This window comes from Xanthobacter sp. 91, assembly GCF_000702385.1.
Classification (GTDB): Bacteria; Pseudomonadota; Alphaproteobacteria; order Rhizobiales; family Xanthobacteraceae; genus Xanthobacter; species Xanthobacter aminoxidans.
The window spans coordinates 3,275,766-3,291,843 of the sequence record NZ_JNIB01000001.1; the positions used below are offsets into that span (position 1 = coordinate 3,275,766).

The window sequence follows — 16,078 nt, forward strand, 5'->3', positions numbered from 1 at the left end:
CCTATTGGGCGGAACTGTTGGCCGGGGACTAGGTAGGGGACTCACCCAAGCCATTGAGAGACTGTAGCTACGAGTGCGATTGCGGCCATGTAGTTGACCGCGAGGCGATCGTATCTGGTGGCGATACGCCGCCAGTTCTTTAGCCATCCGAACATGCGCTCAATGATGTTTCTACGTCGATAGGCCTTGCGGTTGAGCGGATAGACGATGCTTCGGGTGGCTCGCCCTGGAATGACGGCCTCGATGCGCCGCTCTCGGAGCCAATCGCGCAGCCGGTCAGCATCATATGCCTTTTCAGCGATCAGGCGTCGTGTTGGTGCGAGAGCGTCGAGAAGCAGTGGCGCCACGGTGATGTCCGCGATGTTGCCCGGTGTCAGTGCGACCGCGACGATCCGGTCACGAGCATCGGCCATACAATGGATTTTCGTCGTTCTGCCGCCGCGCGAGACGCCGATCGCCTGACTGAACTCCCCCCTTTTCCGCCAGCAGCGGAGCGGTGGGCTTTGACATGCGTGCTGTCCAGACAAAGCTCCTCGGGTGTCGATCCCGCTTCTGAGACTTTGGCGAATATCCTCTGCCAGACGCCGCGGCGGGCCCACCGGGCATAACGATTGTAGATGGTCTTGGCGGGACCATATTGAGGAGGAACATCGCGCCAGCGGCCGCCCGTCTTCAGGATATGGAGGATGCCGCTGATCACGAGCCGGTCATCGACCCGAGGCTTGCCCGGCTGGTTCTTGGGCAGATGCGGATCAAGCGCCGCCCATGCCTCATCCGAAAGCCAGAATAGATCGCTCATGACAACCTCCGTCACGGCAGAACTCAATCCCGGACGGAACCAGTCAAATGCGTCAGCTATTTGATTGGGTCCCCAACTTAGGCTCAGGACCTATTAATCGCGCTAAGGATGTGAATCACAGTCTCAGTTGAGGAGGCTGCAATGGGGTGACTTGTTCCTATTGAGCGCGCATCAGATGGCGCGAATCTCTCCGTTCTTCCCTTTGGCCCAAGGCGCGCCGCGGTCGATGACCGGCTGGTGGTGAGCGGCATCGTCTATGTAATCAACAACGGATTGCAGTGGAAGGATGCCCCCAAGGACTACGGCCTGCACAAAACGCGGGAGGGGCCGGATGCACGGCTCGACAACCGGTGAAGTTTGCTGCGGCTGGAATACAACTTCTACCTTGGCAGCCAACACGAACCGCGCGACAGTATGGTCGGGTTATGCAGGGGAGCCTGGGGCGACGGGTCAGCTCTGTCATCCTCGAGGGGATCAAAGGCTGCGCACATGTTGTTGCCGGCGCCGCAAACCGATCAGGGAACGGGGAGTGCAAGATGGCGGATACCTTGCTGTTCATTCACGGGACAGGTGTTCGCCAGGAGGGCTACGACCAGTCGATCGCCCTTCTGCGGAAGGGCTTTGCGAAGGCCGGCCTCGCAATCGACATCGATGGTGTTTGCTGGGGACCGAAACTTGGCGTCGATGTGGACGCAACGGCGGTCGAGCAGGTGCTCCCACCTACGCTGACGAAGGCGGACGAGATCGGTCCGGAAGACATCGGCTTGCGCGCCGCGCTTTGGGCAGAGCTGCTACGTGATCCGCTGCTGGAGCTGCGGATGGCATCCATGCGGCCACCGGCAGGGGGTAAGCAGAATGCCGCCTTGCCTGGAGTCGATCCGGCGGACATCGCACTTACAAACAGGCTTGTCGAGTTCGAGAGAACGGTGAATGACCCTCTTCCCGGCGAGGTCAAAGCTGAGGCGGTCCGACGGGCCGCCCAATGGCTGACCAAACAGCCTCTGCTGAAAAGCGCCGCGGCCGCCGCCGGCGATGCCTCTGACGCCGACCTCCTACAGGCGGTGGGGCGAGCCATTGTCGCAAAGGCCTTGATCGACTCCCGCGGCGAGATGGGCACCGGGCCCAGCGCTCTTTATGTTGCCGACGACCGCGAGGCCCTGGTCGAGGTGATTGTCGGATCATTTCCCCAGACCAAGGGGCTCGGATCTTGGCTGTGGGGCGGCGTCAAGGCCTTGGCCGAGGGCGCGGCGACCTATTATGGGCGAGACCGCCGCGACGGTCTCATGAGCGGCGTGTCGCCGGGCATTGGCGATATTCTTCTATACGAACGCCGGGGTGGTGCGATCCTCGTGATGATCGAGGAGAAAATCGCGGCCATATCAGCGCAGGGTAAGCGCGTGGTTGTGCTCGGGCATAGCCTCGGCGGCATCATGATGGTCGATTTGCTGTCACGCCCTCGGCAAGCGGGGCCGTTGCCGGTGACGATGCTAATTACGGTTGGATCGCAGGCGCCGATGCTTTTCAAGTTCGATGCGCTCGGCACGATGCGCCTGAAGGAAGCGCTGCCGCCCGGGACGCCCTATCGGCCTTGGCTCAACATCTACGATCGCAACGATTTCCTGTCCTTCTGCGCTGCGCGTGCGTTTCCGGGCGTGGTGGACGGCATCGACGACTTCGAGGTTGAATCGAACGTCTCGTTTCCGGAGGCGCACAGCGCGTATTTCCGTCAACCGTCCTTCTTCGCGAAGATCGCCGGGAGCTGGCCCAAGCCGTGACTTTGAACGCTGATGCGCTGATCATCGGGATCGACAAATATGATTCTGCCCAGATCCGGCCCTTGCCGGGTTGTGTAAACGATGCCGTCACCGCGGCGAACTGGTTGATCGCAATCGGCGTGCCGGTCGAACGCATCATCGTCCACGTGTCGCCTTTGGCTCAGGAGGCGTTCGCAGCTGGCATCAACGTGAAACCGGCGGATGACAGCGCTATCCGTGCCTCGTTCAAGAGGCTCTCGAAGGGCGCGGGGGGCGATCAGCTATTTGTTTTCATGTCGGGCCACGGCAAGCATGTACTGGGCGCTGGTCCAGTCTTCTTGTGCCAAGACTATTATGTCTACGAAAGCACACGCGAGAACCTGGCGATCATAGAGTACATCGAGTGGTTTCGCAGCTGGCGCTATCGCGATCAGTTCCTTTTCTATGACGCTTGCCAGGACGATACGGCGAGCATCGGGGAGATCAGTGCCGTCGAAGCCTCGGGCCCGGACGCGCCGGCCGGAACCTATTCGCCCGATCCGGCAGTCGCATTCACGGTCTGCTACGCCTGCTCACCGGGGGAGAGAGCGTGGGCCGGCGATGGGCGCGGCGTTCTTGTCCGCTACAGCCTTGCCGCACTCGATCCCACCTTTTGGAACGCCGTCGACGCCAATGCACCCGAGCAGGACGCGATTGTGTACGACTGGGGGACGGGCAAGCGCGTAGTCGATCTCGTCCGGCTTTTCACCAACACAATCGCCGCGAAGATCGAGGACGCCGCCAATGCCGGTGACCGATACCAGAGGCCGTTCTGCCAGTCACATGGCCGCGCATTGGCTGACGGCTATTCACCGATTTTGCAGCTGCCGCTGCTGGCCACAACAAATGTGACGGTCCTCGTCGATCCGGAAATTGCCTTCAGCGACGTCGTGTCGATCCGCCTGCAGTCGCAGCTGCTGCCCAGGCCGTTCTTTATGCCCTTCAAGGGCATACCGCTGAAAATCCCGACGACGATCAAGTTTCCCTCTCAATACCAGCTCAACGCCGGATGTCAGCTGACGCCCGGCAGCAGCTGGCGTGCGGTGAACGTGCCGCTCGTGGAAGAGCTCTCGAAGCCTGACGTCGATATCGTTCTCGAGCTCCGCCAACCGCCTCCAGCGTCCCCGCCGGCGGACGACGGCAAGGGCGACATCAATATCATGGTCGATGGCGGGAGAGGCTCGCTTCCGCCCGAGATCCTCGATCAACTGGCGCGGAGTACGGAGCAAGCTCGGTCCGTATCACCGCCGGGTGTCACCTTCGGGACCGAGGCGGGCGGACCGGTGATCAGGTTCAACCCCAGGATTCCGGGCTCGGCTTTTACGGCAAACAGGATCGGCGTCGATTGGCTGAAGGCGACGCGTCGATACAATCGAGCCTCCGGGAAGCAGGTGATTCTTTCGCCGGCGGGACAGCCTCGGTACCTTCAACCGAACATCCATTTCGATTTCGGCGAGGCCAGTGCTGCAGAGATCGCCGGATATTTGCAGGATGACGAATGCGTCACGCTCGACAGTCTTGCCGACGAACTGCCACCTCGGAAGCTCTCGCTCCGAGATCTGGAGGAACACCCGCTCGACTGGCTTGAGCCGGGGCAATGTCGGATTTCGGTCGATCTTCCGTGGGGACGGTGGACGACGCGTGTGCGTACGGGCGACAAGATCGTCAGCGTTCGGTTGCCGCCGCGCATCGGACTCGAACCGCTACGTAACCGTCATCGCCTCGATGACCCGTCCGGCCCACGACTGATCAATCCCGTCTGGGAGGACGGCACCTCCTCTCCGCCGTTCGAACTTCTGCTGCTTCAAGATGCCAAGCTTTGGGCCCTCGCAACGATGCCGGTCCCGCTCCTGGTGCAGGCGACCAAAGCCGGACTGCGTGTCGAACCGTTCTCCGAGACCACTCTGCGCGAATGGGATGAGCTTCTCACGGTGGGACGGCTCAACGTCGACGACGCCGCAGGCCTGATCAAGCGGCTCCGTGGAGAGCTCCCGGGCGGATCGGCGGATGACTTCGTTGTTCTTGCCTTAGCGGCCGCCTATGCGGAGTACGACAAGCAGAACTGGGCGGGCATGCAGACGATCCTTGAGATCATCGACGAGCGCAAGTTCAATGCACCTGACGTCGTGCTGCTAAAGACCGCGATGGAGCTTGCCGACGAGGCGTTGACCGGACAGGACCGTCTGGACGCGCTCAGAAATCGCCTGGCAAGCCAGCCACTCCGGCTCCCGATGCTGCGTTGGGGGGTGCGGCTCCTCCTTGACTTGATAGGTCAGGCCGAACTTGTTCCACCGGCTTGGATCACGATGGCCGATTCCGCGTCGGTCGTGACGCTGATCAACCAGAATGGGCTGGCCGCCCTTGGATATGATCCAGACGAACTGCTGATCCAAATTCACCACGACGCAGAACGGCGAAGCCGCGAAGAGCGCATTCCGGCCGAGATTCCCGTTTGGTTACAGGATCACATAGGCGGTGATTTCGAACAATTGGCAGCGCCAGAAGTGCCGCGAGCACTTTTGGAGGGGCCGACCACCAATAAGGTCGAGGCGGGCGAGGCGGAGCAAGAGCAGCAGATGCGGGAGGAGTAGGACCGGTCTGACTGAACTCCGAAAGGTCCCACCTTTTGGGCTGGGCCGTTGGATCGCGGTGGATCAGTCGCGGTTGGGTCGGGACCAGATGAGCTGCATGTCGCTCTCGCCTTCGACCTCGACCAGGGTAGCGTAGATCGGGGCCGGGAAGCTCGGGTCGTCCAGCTTCACCGCGAGGTAGTCGCGGCCCTCGTACGAGGTCTTCTGCCAGGCCGCGCCGAGCTCGACGGCGCCGGCTTAGATGCGGAATTGCGGGCCCTTTTCGGTGGGGTTCTCGAAGCGGATGAGTCGCCCAGCATCCGGTCGCCGAGCTTGGCCGACGCGAGGCGACAGGACGCGGGAGCTTCCGCGCCTGGAGAATCCTGTAGGATGTCCCATCCGCAGAAGCCATCGTCTACCGCAATGCCTCCTTCCATTCCTCCCGCAATGCTCAAGGAGCTTCGCCAGCTACTGGCGTCTGCGATTGCCGACGCCAGGGCCTATGACGTTCCCGCGCTTTGCCGGCGGCTCAACCTCGCGGACGGCGAGGATCAGGAGGCCTATGCGAGCAAGTTCAAATATGCCCACAAACGGCTGATGGAAGTGTCCGGGGAGCAGGTTGTGGCCAGCGCCCGCCAGTTGCTCTCCGAAGGGGAGCATTTCGAGCTCGCCGAGCACCTAGCGAAAATCGAGGAACTGGCCGGGTCCGCGGTCACGATGCTCACGCGGCGGCGCCTCATCGCTTTGTTCGATGCGCTTCCCCTCGCGCGCGACATCGAAGACGTCGAACTCCTGCGTGGTCTTTGGCCACTGGCATCCCTGCCTGCGCCGCAGCCGAGCGGGGAAACCACGCTCGACGATTATCTGCATCGTCATACCGTCCGAAACGACGACCTCTCAGCCCGCGACGTGCTTGAGACACTCGGTATCCTGACATGTTCGCGGGCTCAATTATTCAGGTTTCTCGCGGCGGTCACGGACCCTGAGGCCAGGTCGGGGCCAGAACAGGCTGCGCTGGCTGAGAAGATCGATGCCGTGCTACGCTATGACGGCTTCACCCTGGCCCTGGCGGGAAAAATCTCAGGCAGTCCATTCTACGCCGTGCGACCCGCGCCCACCGGATCCCCAGCGGATGAGAGCATATCCGCAACGCTGGCTGCGTTCGACCCGACTCAAGTGCACGCGCGCTGGACCACGGCGATGGCGCGCAGGGCGTCAGAACCGGAGGGCGCAATCACGCTCGCCCGCACGCTGCTCGAGGACGTCTGCAAATGGATACTCGATCAGGCCGGAGAAACCTGGCAGGAGACCGACGATCTGCCGGCTCTCTACCGCAAACTTGCCAAGGTTCTGGAACTTGCGCCCGACGACCACACCGAACAGGTCTTCAAGCAGATCCTAGGAAGCTGCCAATCAGTTGTCGAATCGCTGGGCGCGCTCCGCAACAAGTTGAGCGATGCGCACAGCCCAGGCCCGAAACGCGCCCGCCCTCAGCCGCGACACGCGGAGCTCGCCGTGAATCTCGCCGGCGCCATGGCAACATTCCTCGTTGCGACCTGGGAAGCGCGCCGGAGTGAAGTGGGCGACCGATCCACCTCGCCTAGTTCCAACAATGCTAGCGGACGAGCAAAGGGATGACCGCGATTGCGGCCTCTGGGCCGACAGCCGCGGGTATGCAAGTTGGCCGCTCCACAGGAGAAGGGGAGATGCGGCTCTATCATTTTCTGAATACCGAGTACGGGCTGCTCAACATCCGCAACCGGCGGCTGAAGATCGCCCGCATCAACGAGCTAAACGATCCATTCGAGTTCCTCGGCGCCGCAACGAAACATCCAGCCGTGCGACGGCGCTATCAGGCGCTTAAGGACGGCCTCAATGACCACATGGGTCTGGTCTGCTTCAGCGCGAACTGGAACAATCCCGTGCAGTGGGGCCATTACGCCGATCGTCATCGCGGGCTTTGCCTGGGATTCGACGTCCACGCGCAGGCGCACAAGGTCAGCTATGTCGAGGAGCGCTTGCTGGCGCGACCGTCCGCCCTGAAATCCGAAGGACCCGTAGCGCAGGCCCACGTGACCGAGATTCTGACGACCAAGTTCGAGCACTGGAGCTACGAGAACGAGTATCGCCTCTTTCCGCAGCTGCAGCACCAAGATCCGAGCGGACATTTTTTCCTCGATTTCAACGACCAGGTGGTTCTTCGCGAGGTGATCGTGGGCCATCATTCCACGATCAGCCGGGACGACATTGCCGAGGCACTGGGCCCCCTGGCACCAAAGGTCGCGAGCTACAAGGCGCGACTGGCGTTTCGAAGCTTCAACGTCGTCCGTCAGAAAAACGATCGCCTATGGGAGAAGCGCCTGTGACCTTGTTCGCCAACGCGGTCGAATCGATCCAGATCGGTGTCGAAGATTTGCTGAAGAATGACGATCGTCGCGTGCTGTCGGCGGTCCGCAACGTTCATGCCGGCGTGCTGCTCCTTTGCAAGGAAAAACTGCGGCGGCTGTCGCCAGATGACGAAATCCTGCTGGCCCAGCGCTTCGAGCCGCAGCCGAACGATCAGGGTGACGTCTCGATCGAAGGCGTCGGCCGCAACACCGTGGGCGTCGAAGACATCAAGAAGCGCTTCAAGTCTTTTCACGTTGCGCTGGACTGGAAGCGGTTCGACGCGATGGCCGACATTCGCCATCACATGGAGCATTCGTACTTCAAGGGTAGTCGAGAACGCGCACGTCAGGCTGTCGCAGACGCACTTCTTGTCATTCGCCAGCTCCTTGTCGAGGCCTTGCAGGAGGATCCTCTTAGTGCTCTCGGACCGGAGTGCTGGACAGCCTTGCTGGAGAACGCTGACCTCTTCGAGGTCGAACTGAAATCGTGCAGGATGACGCTGGAGGAGGTCGATTGGGATACTGCAGCCGCAGCGCGTGCGCTTCCGGATTTTGCCTGTCCCTCCTGCCACTCAGCGCTTATCCGCCAGCGCGATCCCGACAATAAGTCCCGGCAGAACGTCGTACTGATCTGCAGCGCCTGCGGCGAGGAGGCGGAACTCGGACCCGTCCTCAGCCTCGCGTTTGACGAGACATTCGGCATTGAAACGCATATCGCCGTGAAGGACGGCGGGGAGCCGCCGATCTCGACATGCCCGGAATGCAGTGAAGAGACCTACGTCGTCGAAGAGGCCCGCTGCGCGGCCTGCGACTTTGAGCTACCAGGGGATGCCCAATGTGCTGTTTGCGGGAATGGACTCAGTACCGAAGAGTATTATGAGCACGACGGATTGTGCAGCTATCACGCATACGTCGCCTCGAAAGACGACTGAACATCCCTTGCATTCCGGAGAGCTTCTTTGACGCAGCAGCGCGCGGCACTCGTTGTCGGGAACGGTGCCTATATTGGGCGAAACACCACAAAACTTCGCAATGCGGTGAACGATGCGACGGCCATCGCCAGGAAGTTGAAGAAATACGGATTCGGTGTGACCGCGGTGGCGGACGGCGCGCTTTCAGAGATGCGCGCCGCACTTTCCACATTCAAGGCAGCGATTCAGCCCAACGGTGTCGCCTTGGTTTTCTTCGCAGGCCATGGAATCCAGATTGACGGCGAGAACTACCTTCTTGCCTGCGACACCGACGCGCATGGCGAGAACGAGGCCAAATTTTCCTCGCTTTCTCTGGACCAGGTGATCGATGCCCTTGATCGCTCCAAGGCCGATACCAAAATCATCATACTGGACGCGTGCCGCGAGAACCCGTTTGAAAGTGCCTGGAACCGATCGGCGGCAACACGAGGCCTTGCCTCGGTTTTTGCCCCACGGGGAACCATTATCGCGTATGCGACTTCGCCGGGCCAGATCGCGCTCGATGGTAGCTCAAGCAACGGCGTGTACACAGGGGCCCTGCTCCAGCATATCGACACGCCTGATTGCCCGATCGAGACCATTTTCAAACGAGTTCGGAACGCTGTCGCGGCGGAAACGTCCGGCCGACAAATCACCTGGGAACACACGTCGCTCGCAGGAGATTTCTACTTCAACACGAGCGCGGGCAGCTTTGTGACCGCCTACCGGCCGTCGTCTCTCGCCGACAACCTGTTCGTTCTCGATGACGGAAAGAAGTCGCACCAAATTATCCGCGGCTTGAAGTCCTACGACTGGTATACACAGAATCCGGCCCTTGAGCGGTTGAAGCCTGGACTTGCTAACACGATCGAGGATGACAATCTCTTCGTTCTTGGCCGGAATATCTATCAAGCAGCGAATGGTGGCGCTCGGACAGCGGAAGCGTTCATCCGGGATTTCGTCGACAGGACGCGTGGCATAACGCCGGACAAGATCCGGGCGCTGCTGGATGGCATGCTTTTCGAGATCTTCTTCGACTCGAAAGGAGAGCTGCGGGAGACGATCAAGGGGAACATGTTTGATGAGCTATTCGAGCTTCAGAAGTTTCCCCAGTTCAAGGACAGTTTCGACTTTATTGCTGATACGCTCATCGGTGCACACGGCAGTTTCTATGCGGTTCCCGGCAAGGGGCACACGCTCTCTGTCTCCGTTGTGACGGAAAAGGACCCGCGGGGTCGGCGCATAACGGGCGTTTTCATCGACACGGTCAACGTTTTCGGATTGCTCGAGCCTGAGTACGCCGAGGATGACGACGACGAGGACGCGCCGGCGCCGACGCGAGCTATCTCCTCCGACGCACTCGAATCCGAACTCGCAAAGGATCTGGTCGTGCCCAGCCGCTTGCTCCAGGTGCGATATGCGCCACCACTCCAGCCCGGCGACAAGCTCCGATATCCACATGGATGGGGCGTCGGCAAGCGGTAGATCGATGATCACCTCGACCCCGTGAATCCGAGGCGCCGCGGTAGGCGCGGCGCCGGCAGGACCGGCTCAATGAGCCGGGTTGCGCTCATAAGGATCAAACTCATAGATCAGCTCGAGATCATCGCCGTAGTCGAGTTTGTTCGAGGGGAGAGCCGGCCGTCGCCGGCATGGATGCTGGTCAGGTCTGCCAGCCTGACCTGGTTCGGGGCCGAGGTCGTGAAGTTATGAGCGAGCCTTGGGGGCGATCGGATAGGAACGGCGGCTGTCGCTTGTCCGGGTGCGTTGTGGCCGGGCGGCCACGCCCCGGATGCCAGCGCGCCGCATCAGGCGCTGGATGTGCGAACGGCGACGCGCCGACCGCGCGCCCACAGGACCGCATGGATCTGCAGAGCACCATAGATCCTGTGGCTCTCCGAGTGGATCTGGAGCCGCCGCCTGCGAAACGGGCCGCGGCGCCGGCCTTGTGGCCTGTGGGCGACGTGTGTCTCACCACCCGGCGGAAAGGTCGCGGGAGGTCTCCTGGTCAATGGCCTCCCGCATGAACGCCTCTGGAAACATCCGATTCCGTGTGCCCATCGAACCCTCCTGTGAAGCTCGCAAAAGCTAACATGGCAGTCCAGAAAACCGGGGGAGGATCGGGGTAGGAACCGCTAGAATCGACGACCGACACGCGTTGGCGCCCTCTGGCGCCGTCAGGAAACCCAAACGCTAGGCTGACGCGCCAGGACCTGGCCCTGGCTCGAGAAGCGATCCGACACGTTGTGGATCATGGTGAGCCTACCGTCCGAGCTTCCGGATGAACGACTTTTGGGGACGGGTGCGCACCTGATCGGTCCAATTCAAGGCCTTGGCGGCGGGCCTTGGGCGGCCCTCCTCTGTGAAAATATCAATTTCATTGTAGGCGTCGCGCAGTTGGACAACCGCTTCGGAGACGAGCTCGAAGGTCAGCGGCGTCTCGTTGCAATGCGCGCGAAACAGGTCGCCGATCGTGACGGGCGTCGCCGCGTCTGGCGCATCATCGCGGACCAAACGCGGAAGCTGATCAATCGCCGCTGCAAGTGAGTCCTTACGGGCATCGACACCGAAATCAAATTCCAGCTTCGCTTGGTTTGAATTGATGCTAGGATTAAATCCGAGAGCGTTGAATCCAGCACCGCCAGGGTGAACGAAGGCATTGCTCATCGACCAGTGCAGGCGCGCCATCTCGTCCCGAGCACGGGTGTGCTTGGATAGATGCAGTAGCCAGTAGGACCGACGGCTGTCGGCGGAACGGATGAAGAAGGGCGTGTAGTAGTCCGCGCCTGTACTGCCGATGATATGCTTATAGAGCATGCCTTGGATCAATTGGCGTTGCCCCTGTTCAGTCTTGAGCGCCTTAATCGCTTCGCCCATGGCAGGGTCAAGTTCGATCGCCTGCCAACCCATAGTTTTCGCTGTTGCATCCGAGAAATAGTCAATCAGAGAGTCGACTGAGAAGGTGATCAAAACCTCGGGGTTACGAAGAGTAGCGAAAATTTGGCGGATTGTCGCGAATGACACTGCGCTCCATCCATACTGGTCTAAGAAGAACAACGCTCGGTGGCTTGGGCCACGGGCTTTGATCGCCTGGATGATTTCTGTCACCTTCTCCTCGAATAGACCTGTCGATATAAAAATCGATTTTCCAATGTTTCGTTTGAATTCTGAGTTCAACAGCTCATGAGAAAGAAACTCAGTGTGTTCGTGTCGCTTATCAATAAAGAAAAATTGCGATTTCGTGGCAAATCCATTCTGTCGTGTAATGGTAAGGCCTGCTTCAGCAGCCTTGACCGCCCTCAGAAGTCTCAGCGGCGATCCCGCGACAATCGTAGAGCCGTGCTGATAGGCGCCACCGCCGCAAAAGCCATCGACAACCGTCAGGTTCAGTTCCCGACGCCGCGGATTGGACGAGAGAATGTTGATGTAGCGTTCGATGTATCTGGCGAACACGTCGTGTTTAGCAATGCTGTGAGTCCCGATCTTCGGCAAAGGCTGGCCCAATTTCCAGTCGTAGTGCTTGATGGCCATATCGCGCGGAAACCTCCGATATCGGCGGCCCTGCAGACCACCTGTCCGTTCAGATCATCTCGGGCACAGCAGGCATCTCATTCCAGATTTGTCCGCGGTACTCGCGGCCGTTGGCCTTCTTGGAACGCTTCTTGTTATCCTTGCCCCAAGTTCCCCACTGTTTAAAGAAGAAAGCCGTGTTGTGGGTATCACAATACATGTAGATCTCGTCGATCCAGTCCTCGCGAATTGGGCGAGCGTTCAGGCCGCTTTCGCCGCCGACGATCGCCCAGTGAACGTCAGTTAGATCGATAGCGCCCACCGGCCCGATCAACGGCTCGAAGGAGATGAACCGAATGGCAGCAGGGACCGCACGTAAATGATCGATTCGACCGACGACGTCGGCGTTTTCAACGCTGGTACCGAGCCAGACATTCGGAAGTACGTCGGGAATGGCGCGGGCCACGATCTCAGCCATACGTTCGGGGCGCTTGGTCAGGATCTGATAGTTATGATACGGCGTCTCTCGCATAACACGCCAGACGTCGATTATAAAGTCCTCGCTAACGGCGTCGTGGAAGAGATCGCTCATCGAGTTGACGAAGATCTTTCTAGGCTTGCGCCAGCCATAGGGGATGTCAAGGGCGGCGCGATCTTCACGGACGACTCCATTCCAGATTGTGCGCTTGCCGCTCTTGCGGGTAAGGCCCTCGTACTTCGGAACCCCCATCGCCTCAAGACGGCGAGCCATCTGCATGGCGTAGCAATTGGTGCAGCCAGCGGTGACGATTGAGCAGCCTGCGACGGGATTCCAGGTGGCATCTGTCCACTCGATCTGTGTTTCAGCCATGGCCTCAACTCTTCCTTCACGCCGGGAATGGCGTTTCGTCTAGCGGACAGTCAACTCAAATTAAGAGAATATCGCGTTAACCATTGCTGGTTCGATCAAGCTTTGTAGCGGCGACATCGGGCAGAGATGCGTCAATTTTGGCCGCACACTCGCTGGACCTGAAAGGGAAATCGTCGGTGGCCGGGGCGAGCTTTGCAATGGAGGCGATCAGGCCGCGCATATCCTTCCTGCCCGAATGCAGACATTCCCGCACTCCGAGATAGGCCAACTGCCGCCAAGTGCCGAGGACGAACGTCACGCCGATTTCAGGCAATCGCACGCCAGGCTGCGATGCTCGCTTTCCATTGTTGAATCTCCCCCAATTCCCCCTTCTTTAATCATCCCCGTCCGGGATGCCCCTACATCGCTCCCGGCCTTGGCGGGGATGAGATGGCGGCTTCAGCTCACAATCCGGAGAGCCTGACACGGGGGGTGCGCATGCTGCGCACTGCGCTCGGCCCTGTGATCTCCCGCCTTCTCGAAGATCCGGCCGTCGTCGAGGTCATGCTCAACCCTGATGGCCGCCTATGGGCCGATCGGCTGTCCGAGGGGCTTGGCGCCACCGGTGAGCGACTGGCTCCCGGTGATGGCGAGCGCATCATCCGCCTCGTCGCGCACCATATCGGCGCCGAGGTCCATGCCGGCGCCCCGCGGCTCTCTGCCGAACTTCCAGGAACGGGGGAACGTTTCGAGGGCCTGCTCCCACCTGTCGTCGCCGCCCCGACCTTTGCCATCCGCAAATCCGCCGTCGCCGTGTTCACGCTCGACGACTATATCGCCACCGGCATCATGTCGGCACCACAGGCCGAGGCCATGCGCCAGAGCGTTGCCTCCCGCGCCAACATCCTGGTGGCCGGCGGAACCTCCACTGGCAAGACCACCCTCACCAATGCTCTCCTCGCCGAGGTGGCCAAAACCTCCGAGCGGGTCATCCTCATTGAGGACATCCGGGAGCTCCAGTGCGCCGCGCCTAATCTAGTCGCCTTACGCACCAAGGACGGCGTTGCCTCGCTGTCCGACCTCGTGCGCTCCTCGCTCCGCCTGCGTCCCGATCGAATCCCCATTGGCGAGGTGCGCGGAGCCGAGGCTCTGGATCTCCTGAAGGCGTGGGGGACGGGCCATCCCGGTGGCATCGGCACCATCCATGCGGGCAGCGCCATAGGCACCCTGCGACGGCTGGAGCAACTGATTCAGGAAGCCGTCGTCACCGTCCCGCGCGCCCTGATCGCAGAGACCATCGACCTCATCGCTGTGCTCTCCGGCCGTGGTGCGGCGCGCCGGCTCACCGAGCTCGTCCGCGTCGAAGGGCTCGGCCTCGACAGCGACTACCGGGTCTCTCCCGCTATCCCTCCTGCAGAAGAAGGAACCTCCCCGTGACCTCGATGCTCGTTGTCCGCCATCGCCGCTTGCTGCGAACCGCCGCTGCAGCTCTCGCCTTCGCCTGCGCGGTGTCGGCTGCCCACGCCTCCGGCTCCTCCATGCCCTGGGAGACGCCGCTGCAATCGATCCTGGAGTCCATCCAGGGGCCTGTCGCCAAGATCATCGCGGTGATCATCATCATATCGACCGGCCTCGCGCTCGCTTTCGGCGACACCTCGGGCGGTTTCCGGCGGCTGATCCAGATCGTGTTCGGCCTCTCCATCGCGTTCGCTGCCTCCAGCTTCTTCCTGTCCTTCTTCTCCTTCAGCGGCGGAGCGCTGGTCTGATGGCGGGCGATGCCGGCGAAGTGCCGGGCTTCTCCGTGCCGGTCCACCGGGCGCTCAGCGAGCCGATCCTGCTCGGCGGCGCGCCGCGGGCGATCGCCATCTTCAACGGCACGCTCGCCGGCGCCGTCGGGCTGGGGCTGAGGCTCTGGTTCGTGGGCCTCGCCCTCTGGGCCGTCGGCCATTTCGCCGCCGTCTGGGCCGCCAAGCGCGATCCGCTCTTCGTCGACGTGGTGCGCCGGCATCTGCGCATCCCCTCCCACCTGTCGGCCTGAGGGGCGCGCAATATGATGAACCTCGCCGAGTATCGCCGGCACGGGAGCCGTCTGGCGGACTTTCTGCCGTGGGCGGCCCTCGTCGGCCCGGGCGTCGTCCTCAACAAGGACGGCAGCTTCCAGCGCACGGCGCGCTTCCGCGGGCCGGATCTCGATTCTGCGGTGCCCGCCGAGCTGGTGGCGGTGACAGGTCGCCTCAACAGCGCCTTCCGTCGCCTCGGCTCCGGCTGGGCGTTGTTCGTGGAAGCCCAGCGGCATGAGGCAGGCGCCTATCTCGAGAGCCTCTTCCCCGATCCCGCCTCCGCATTGGTCGATGCCGAGCGCAAGGCCGGCTTCGCCGAGGCCGGAAGCCATTTCGAGTCGAGCTATTTCCTGACCTTCTGCTGGCTGCCTCCGGCGGAGGATGCCGCGCGGGCGGAGAGCTGGCTCTATGAGGGTCGTGGGCGCGAAGGTGTCGATCCCCGCGAAGCACAGAGCGCCTTCATCGACCGCACGGACCGGGTGCTGCGGCTGGTCGAAGCCTTAATGCCGGAGTGCCGCTGGCTCGATGATGCCGAGACCCTGACCTATCTCCATGGCTGCGTCTCGACGCGGCGCCAGCGGGTGCGCGTTCCCGAGACGCCCATCTATCTCGACGCACTCCTCGCCGACCAGCCGCTCACCGGCGGGCTGGAGACCATGCTCGGGAGCGATCACCTCCGCGTGCTCACCATCGTGGGTTTTCCTACGGCGACGACGCCGGGGATCCTCGACGACCTCAACCGACTGGCCTTTCCCTATCGCTGGTCCACCCGCGCCATCCTCCTCGACAAGACCGACGCCACCCGGCTCCTCACCAAGATCCGCCGGCAGTGGTTCGCCAAGCGCAAGTCCATCGCCGCCATCCTGAAGGAGGTGATGACCAACGAAGCTTCGGTGCTGGTGGATTCCGATACCGCCAACAAGGCGGAGGATGCCGATCTCGCTCTGCAGGAGCTCGGCGCCGACCACGCGGGCATCGCGTACGTGACCGCCACGGTAACCGTCTGGGATGCCGATCCGCGCATCGCCGACGAGAAGCTCCGGCTGGTGGAGAAGGTGATCCAGGGCCGGGACTTCACGGCCACTCTGGCATACCCGTATGGAAGCCGAGCCTGCGCATCGCTGGTTGCGCGAGACCGTCATAACGGCGTGCTGTCCGCATAGCGGCTGAGTTAAAGGAG

13 protein-coding genes and 5 pseudogenes are annotated in these 16,078 nt (G+C 61.5%); 11 read left to right on the plus strand and 7 right to left on the minus strand.

From position 1 onward, the window contains the following. Positions 1 to 41: 41 nt before the first annotated feature. On the minus strand, positions 42 to 599 hold the full coding sequence (locus A37E_RS26525; RefSeq protein ID WP_245279344.1) for an IS5 family transposase: 558 nt from the start codon (positions 597 to 599) through the stop codon (positions 42 to 44). Then, a pseudogene (locus tag A37E_RS27465) lies at positions 524 to 799 on the minus strand (transposase); the annotation flags it as partial. The gene A37E_RS26525 and the pseudogene A37E_RS27465, both read right to left, overlap by 76 nt. Before the next feature lie 159 nt (positions 800 to 958). Between A37E_RS27465 and A37E_RS27640 the strand changes: the two are divergent. The 3 genes from A37E_RS27640 to A37E_RS0115460 all read left to right on the plus strand — a co-directional run bounded on the left by A37E_RS27640 (position 959) and on the right by A37E_RS0115460 (position 5,183). Continuing rightward, positions 959 to 1,153 carry a transposase gene (locus A37E_RS27640; RefSeq protein ID WP_081837622.1) on the plus strand — a complete coding sequence of 65 codons (195 nt, stop codon included), beginning with the start codon at positions 959 to 961 and terminating at the stop codon, positions 1,151 to 1,153. 182 nt (positions 1,154 to 1,335) lie between these two features. Beyond that, a complete protein-coding gene (locus tag A37E_RS26035) occupies positions 1,336 to 2,574 on the plus strand; it encodes a hypothetical protein (protein ID WP_029557430.1) in 1,239 nt (412 codons plus the stop codon). Beyond that, positions 2,571 to 5,183 carry a caspase family protein gene (locus tag A37E_RS0115460; protein WP_029557431.1) on the plus strand — a complete coding sequence of 871 codons (2,613 nt, stop codon included), beginning with the start codon at positions 2,571 to 2,573 and terminating at the stop codon, positions 5,181 to 5,183. Before A37E_RS26035 ends, A37E_RS0115460 begins: the two co-directional genes overlap by 4 nt. 63 nt (positions 5,184 to 5,246) lie before the next feature. On the opposite strand, the pseudogene A37E_RS25425 reads toward A37E_RS0115460, so the two are convergent. Continuing rightward, positions 5,247 to 5,561, minus strand: a pseudogene (locus tag A37E_RS25425) (DUF736 family protein). Here A37E_RS25425 and A37E_RS0115470 point away from each other — a divergent pair. The 4 genes and pseudogenes from A37E_RS0115470 to A37E_RS0115485 all read left to right on the plus strand — a co-directional run. Next, a complete protein-coding gene (locus tag A37E_RS0115470) occupies positions 5,553 to 6,800 on the plus strand; it encodes an abortive infection family protein (protein ID WP_245279345.1) in 1,248 nt (415 codons plus the stop codon). The pseudogene A37E_RS25425 and the gene A37E_RS0115470 overlap by 9 nt on opposite strands. A 68-nt stretch (positions 6,801 to 6,868) precedes the next feature. Then, positions 6,869 to 7,528 (plus strand): DUF2971 domain-containing protein, encoded by a 660-nt coding sequence (locus A37E_RS0115475; RefSeq protein WP_029557433.1) that lies wholly within the window; start codon positions 6,869 to 6,871, stop codon positions 7,526 to 7,528. Continuing rightward, a complete protein-coding gene (locus A37E_RS0115480; RefSeq protein ID WP_156026338.1) occupies positions 7,525 to 8,481 on the plus strand; it encodes a hypothetical protein in 957 nt (318 codons plus the stop codon). Before A37E_RS0115475 ends, A37E_RS0115480 begins: the two co-directional genes overlap by 4 nt. A 24-nt stretch (positions 8,482 to 8,505) precedes the next feature. After that, a pseudogene (locus tag A37E_RS0115485) lies at positions 8,506 to 9,984 on the plus strand (caspase family protein); the annotation flags it as partial. Between the two features lie 155 nt (positions 9,985 to 10,139). Here A37E_RS0115485 and A37E_RS27470 read toward each other — a convergent pair. The 4 genes and pseudogenes from A37E_RS27470 to A37E_RS26965 form a co-directional block, all read right to left on the minus strand. Continuing rightward, positions 10,140 to 10,415 (minus strand): annotated as a pseudogene (locus tag A37E_RS27470) (IS3 family transposase); the annotation flags it as partial. 346 nt (positions 10,416 to 10,761) lie between these two features. Further along, complete coding sequence (locus A37E_RS0115500) at positions 10,762 to 12,030, minus strand: three-Cys-motif partner protein TcmP (protein ID WP_081837624.1); 1,269 nt, start codon at positions 12,028 to 12,030, stop codon at positions 10,762 to 10,764. 49 nt (positions 12,031 to 12,079) lie between these two features. Beyond that, complete coding sequence (locus A37E_RS0115505) at positions 12,080 to 12,859, minus strand: DUF5131 family protein (RefSeq protein WP_029557437.1); 780 nt, start codon at positions 12,857 to 12,859, stop codon at positions 12,080 to 12,082. A 76-nt stretch (positions 12,860 to 12,935) separates the two neighbouring features. Continuing rightward, positions 12,936 to 13,157 carry a hypothetical protein gene (locus tag A37E_RS26965; RefSeq protein WP_156026339.1) on the minus strand — a complete coding sequence of 74 codons (222 nt, stop codon included), beginning with the start codon at positions 13,155 to 13,157 and terminating at the stop codon, positions 12,936 to 12,938. A 131-nt stretch (positions 13,158 to 13,288) separates the two neighbouring features. Here A37E_RS26965 and trbB point away from each other — a divergent pair, with 131 nt between their 5' ends. From trbB to A37E_RS0115525, 4 genes and pseudogenes are all read left to right on the plus strand, one after another. Further along, positions 13,289 to 14,275, plus strand: a complete 987-nt coding sequence (gene trbB / locus A37E_RS0115510) for a P-type conjugative transfer ATPase TrbB (protein WP_029557438.1) — start codon at positions 13,289 to 13,291, stop codon at positions 14,273 to 14,275. Between the two features lie 5 nt (positions 14,276 to 14,280). Then, the gene (locus A37E_RS0115515; RefSeq protein WP_029555215.1) at positions 14,281 to 14,604 is read left to right on the plus strand and encodes a TrbC/VirB2 family protein; all 324 of its coding nucleotides are present in this window, start codon (positions 14,281 to 14,283) and stop codon (positions 14,602 to 14,604) included. Continuing rightward, entirely contained in the window at positions 14,604 to 14,876 is a 273-nt protein-coding gene (locus tag A37E_RS0115520) for a VirB3 family type IV secretion system protein (RefSeq protein WP_029557439.1), read from the plus strand. The genes A37E_RS0115515 and A37E_RS0115520 overlap by 1 nt, the downstream gene beginning before the upstream one ends. A 12-nt stretch (positions 14,877 to 14,888) precedes the next feature. Then, positions 14,889 to 15,980, plus strand: a pseudogene (locus A37E_RS0115525) (conjugal transfer protein TrbE); the annotation flags it as partial. Between the last annotated feature and the right edge of the window lie 98 nt (positions 15,981 to 16,078).

Bases quoted from the DNA above. Each gene is read 5' to 3' on its own strand.
- A37E_RS26035 (WP_029557430.1), top strand. From the start codon at position 1,336: ATGGCGGATACCTTGCTGTTCATTCACGGGACAGGTGTTCGCCAGGAG.
- A37E_RS0115470 (WP_245279345.1), top strand. From the start codon at position 5,553: ATGTCCCATCCGCAGAAGCCATCGTCTACCGCAATGCCTCCTTCCATT.
- A37E_RS0115475 (WP_029557433.1), top strand. From the start codon at position 6,869: ATGCGGCTCTATCATTTTCTGAATACCGAGTACGGGCTGCTCAACATC.
- A37E_RS0115500 (WP_081837624.1), bottom strand. From the start codon at position 12,030: ATGGCCATCAAGCACTACGACTGGAAATTGGGCCAGCCTTTGCCGAAG.
- A37E_RS0115505 (WP_029557437.1), bottom strand. From the start codon at position 12,859: ATGGCTGAAACACAGATCGAGTGGACAGATGCCACCTGGAATCCCGTC.
- trbB (WP_029557438.1), top strand. From the start codon at position 13,289: ATGGCGGCTTCAGCTCACAATCCGGAGAGCCTGACACGGGGGGTGCGC.
- A37E_RS0115515 (WP_029555215.1), top strand. From the start codon at position 14,281: ATGCTCGTTGTCCGCCATCGCCGCTTGCTGCGAACCGCCGCTGCAGCT.
- A37E_RS0115520 (WP_029557439.1), top strand. From the start codon at position 14,604: ATGGCGGGCGATGCCGGCGAAGTGCCGGGCTTCTCCGTGCCGGTCCAC.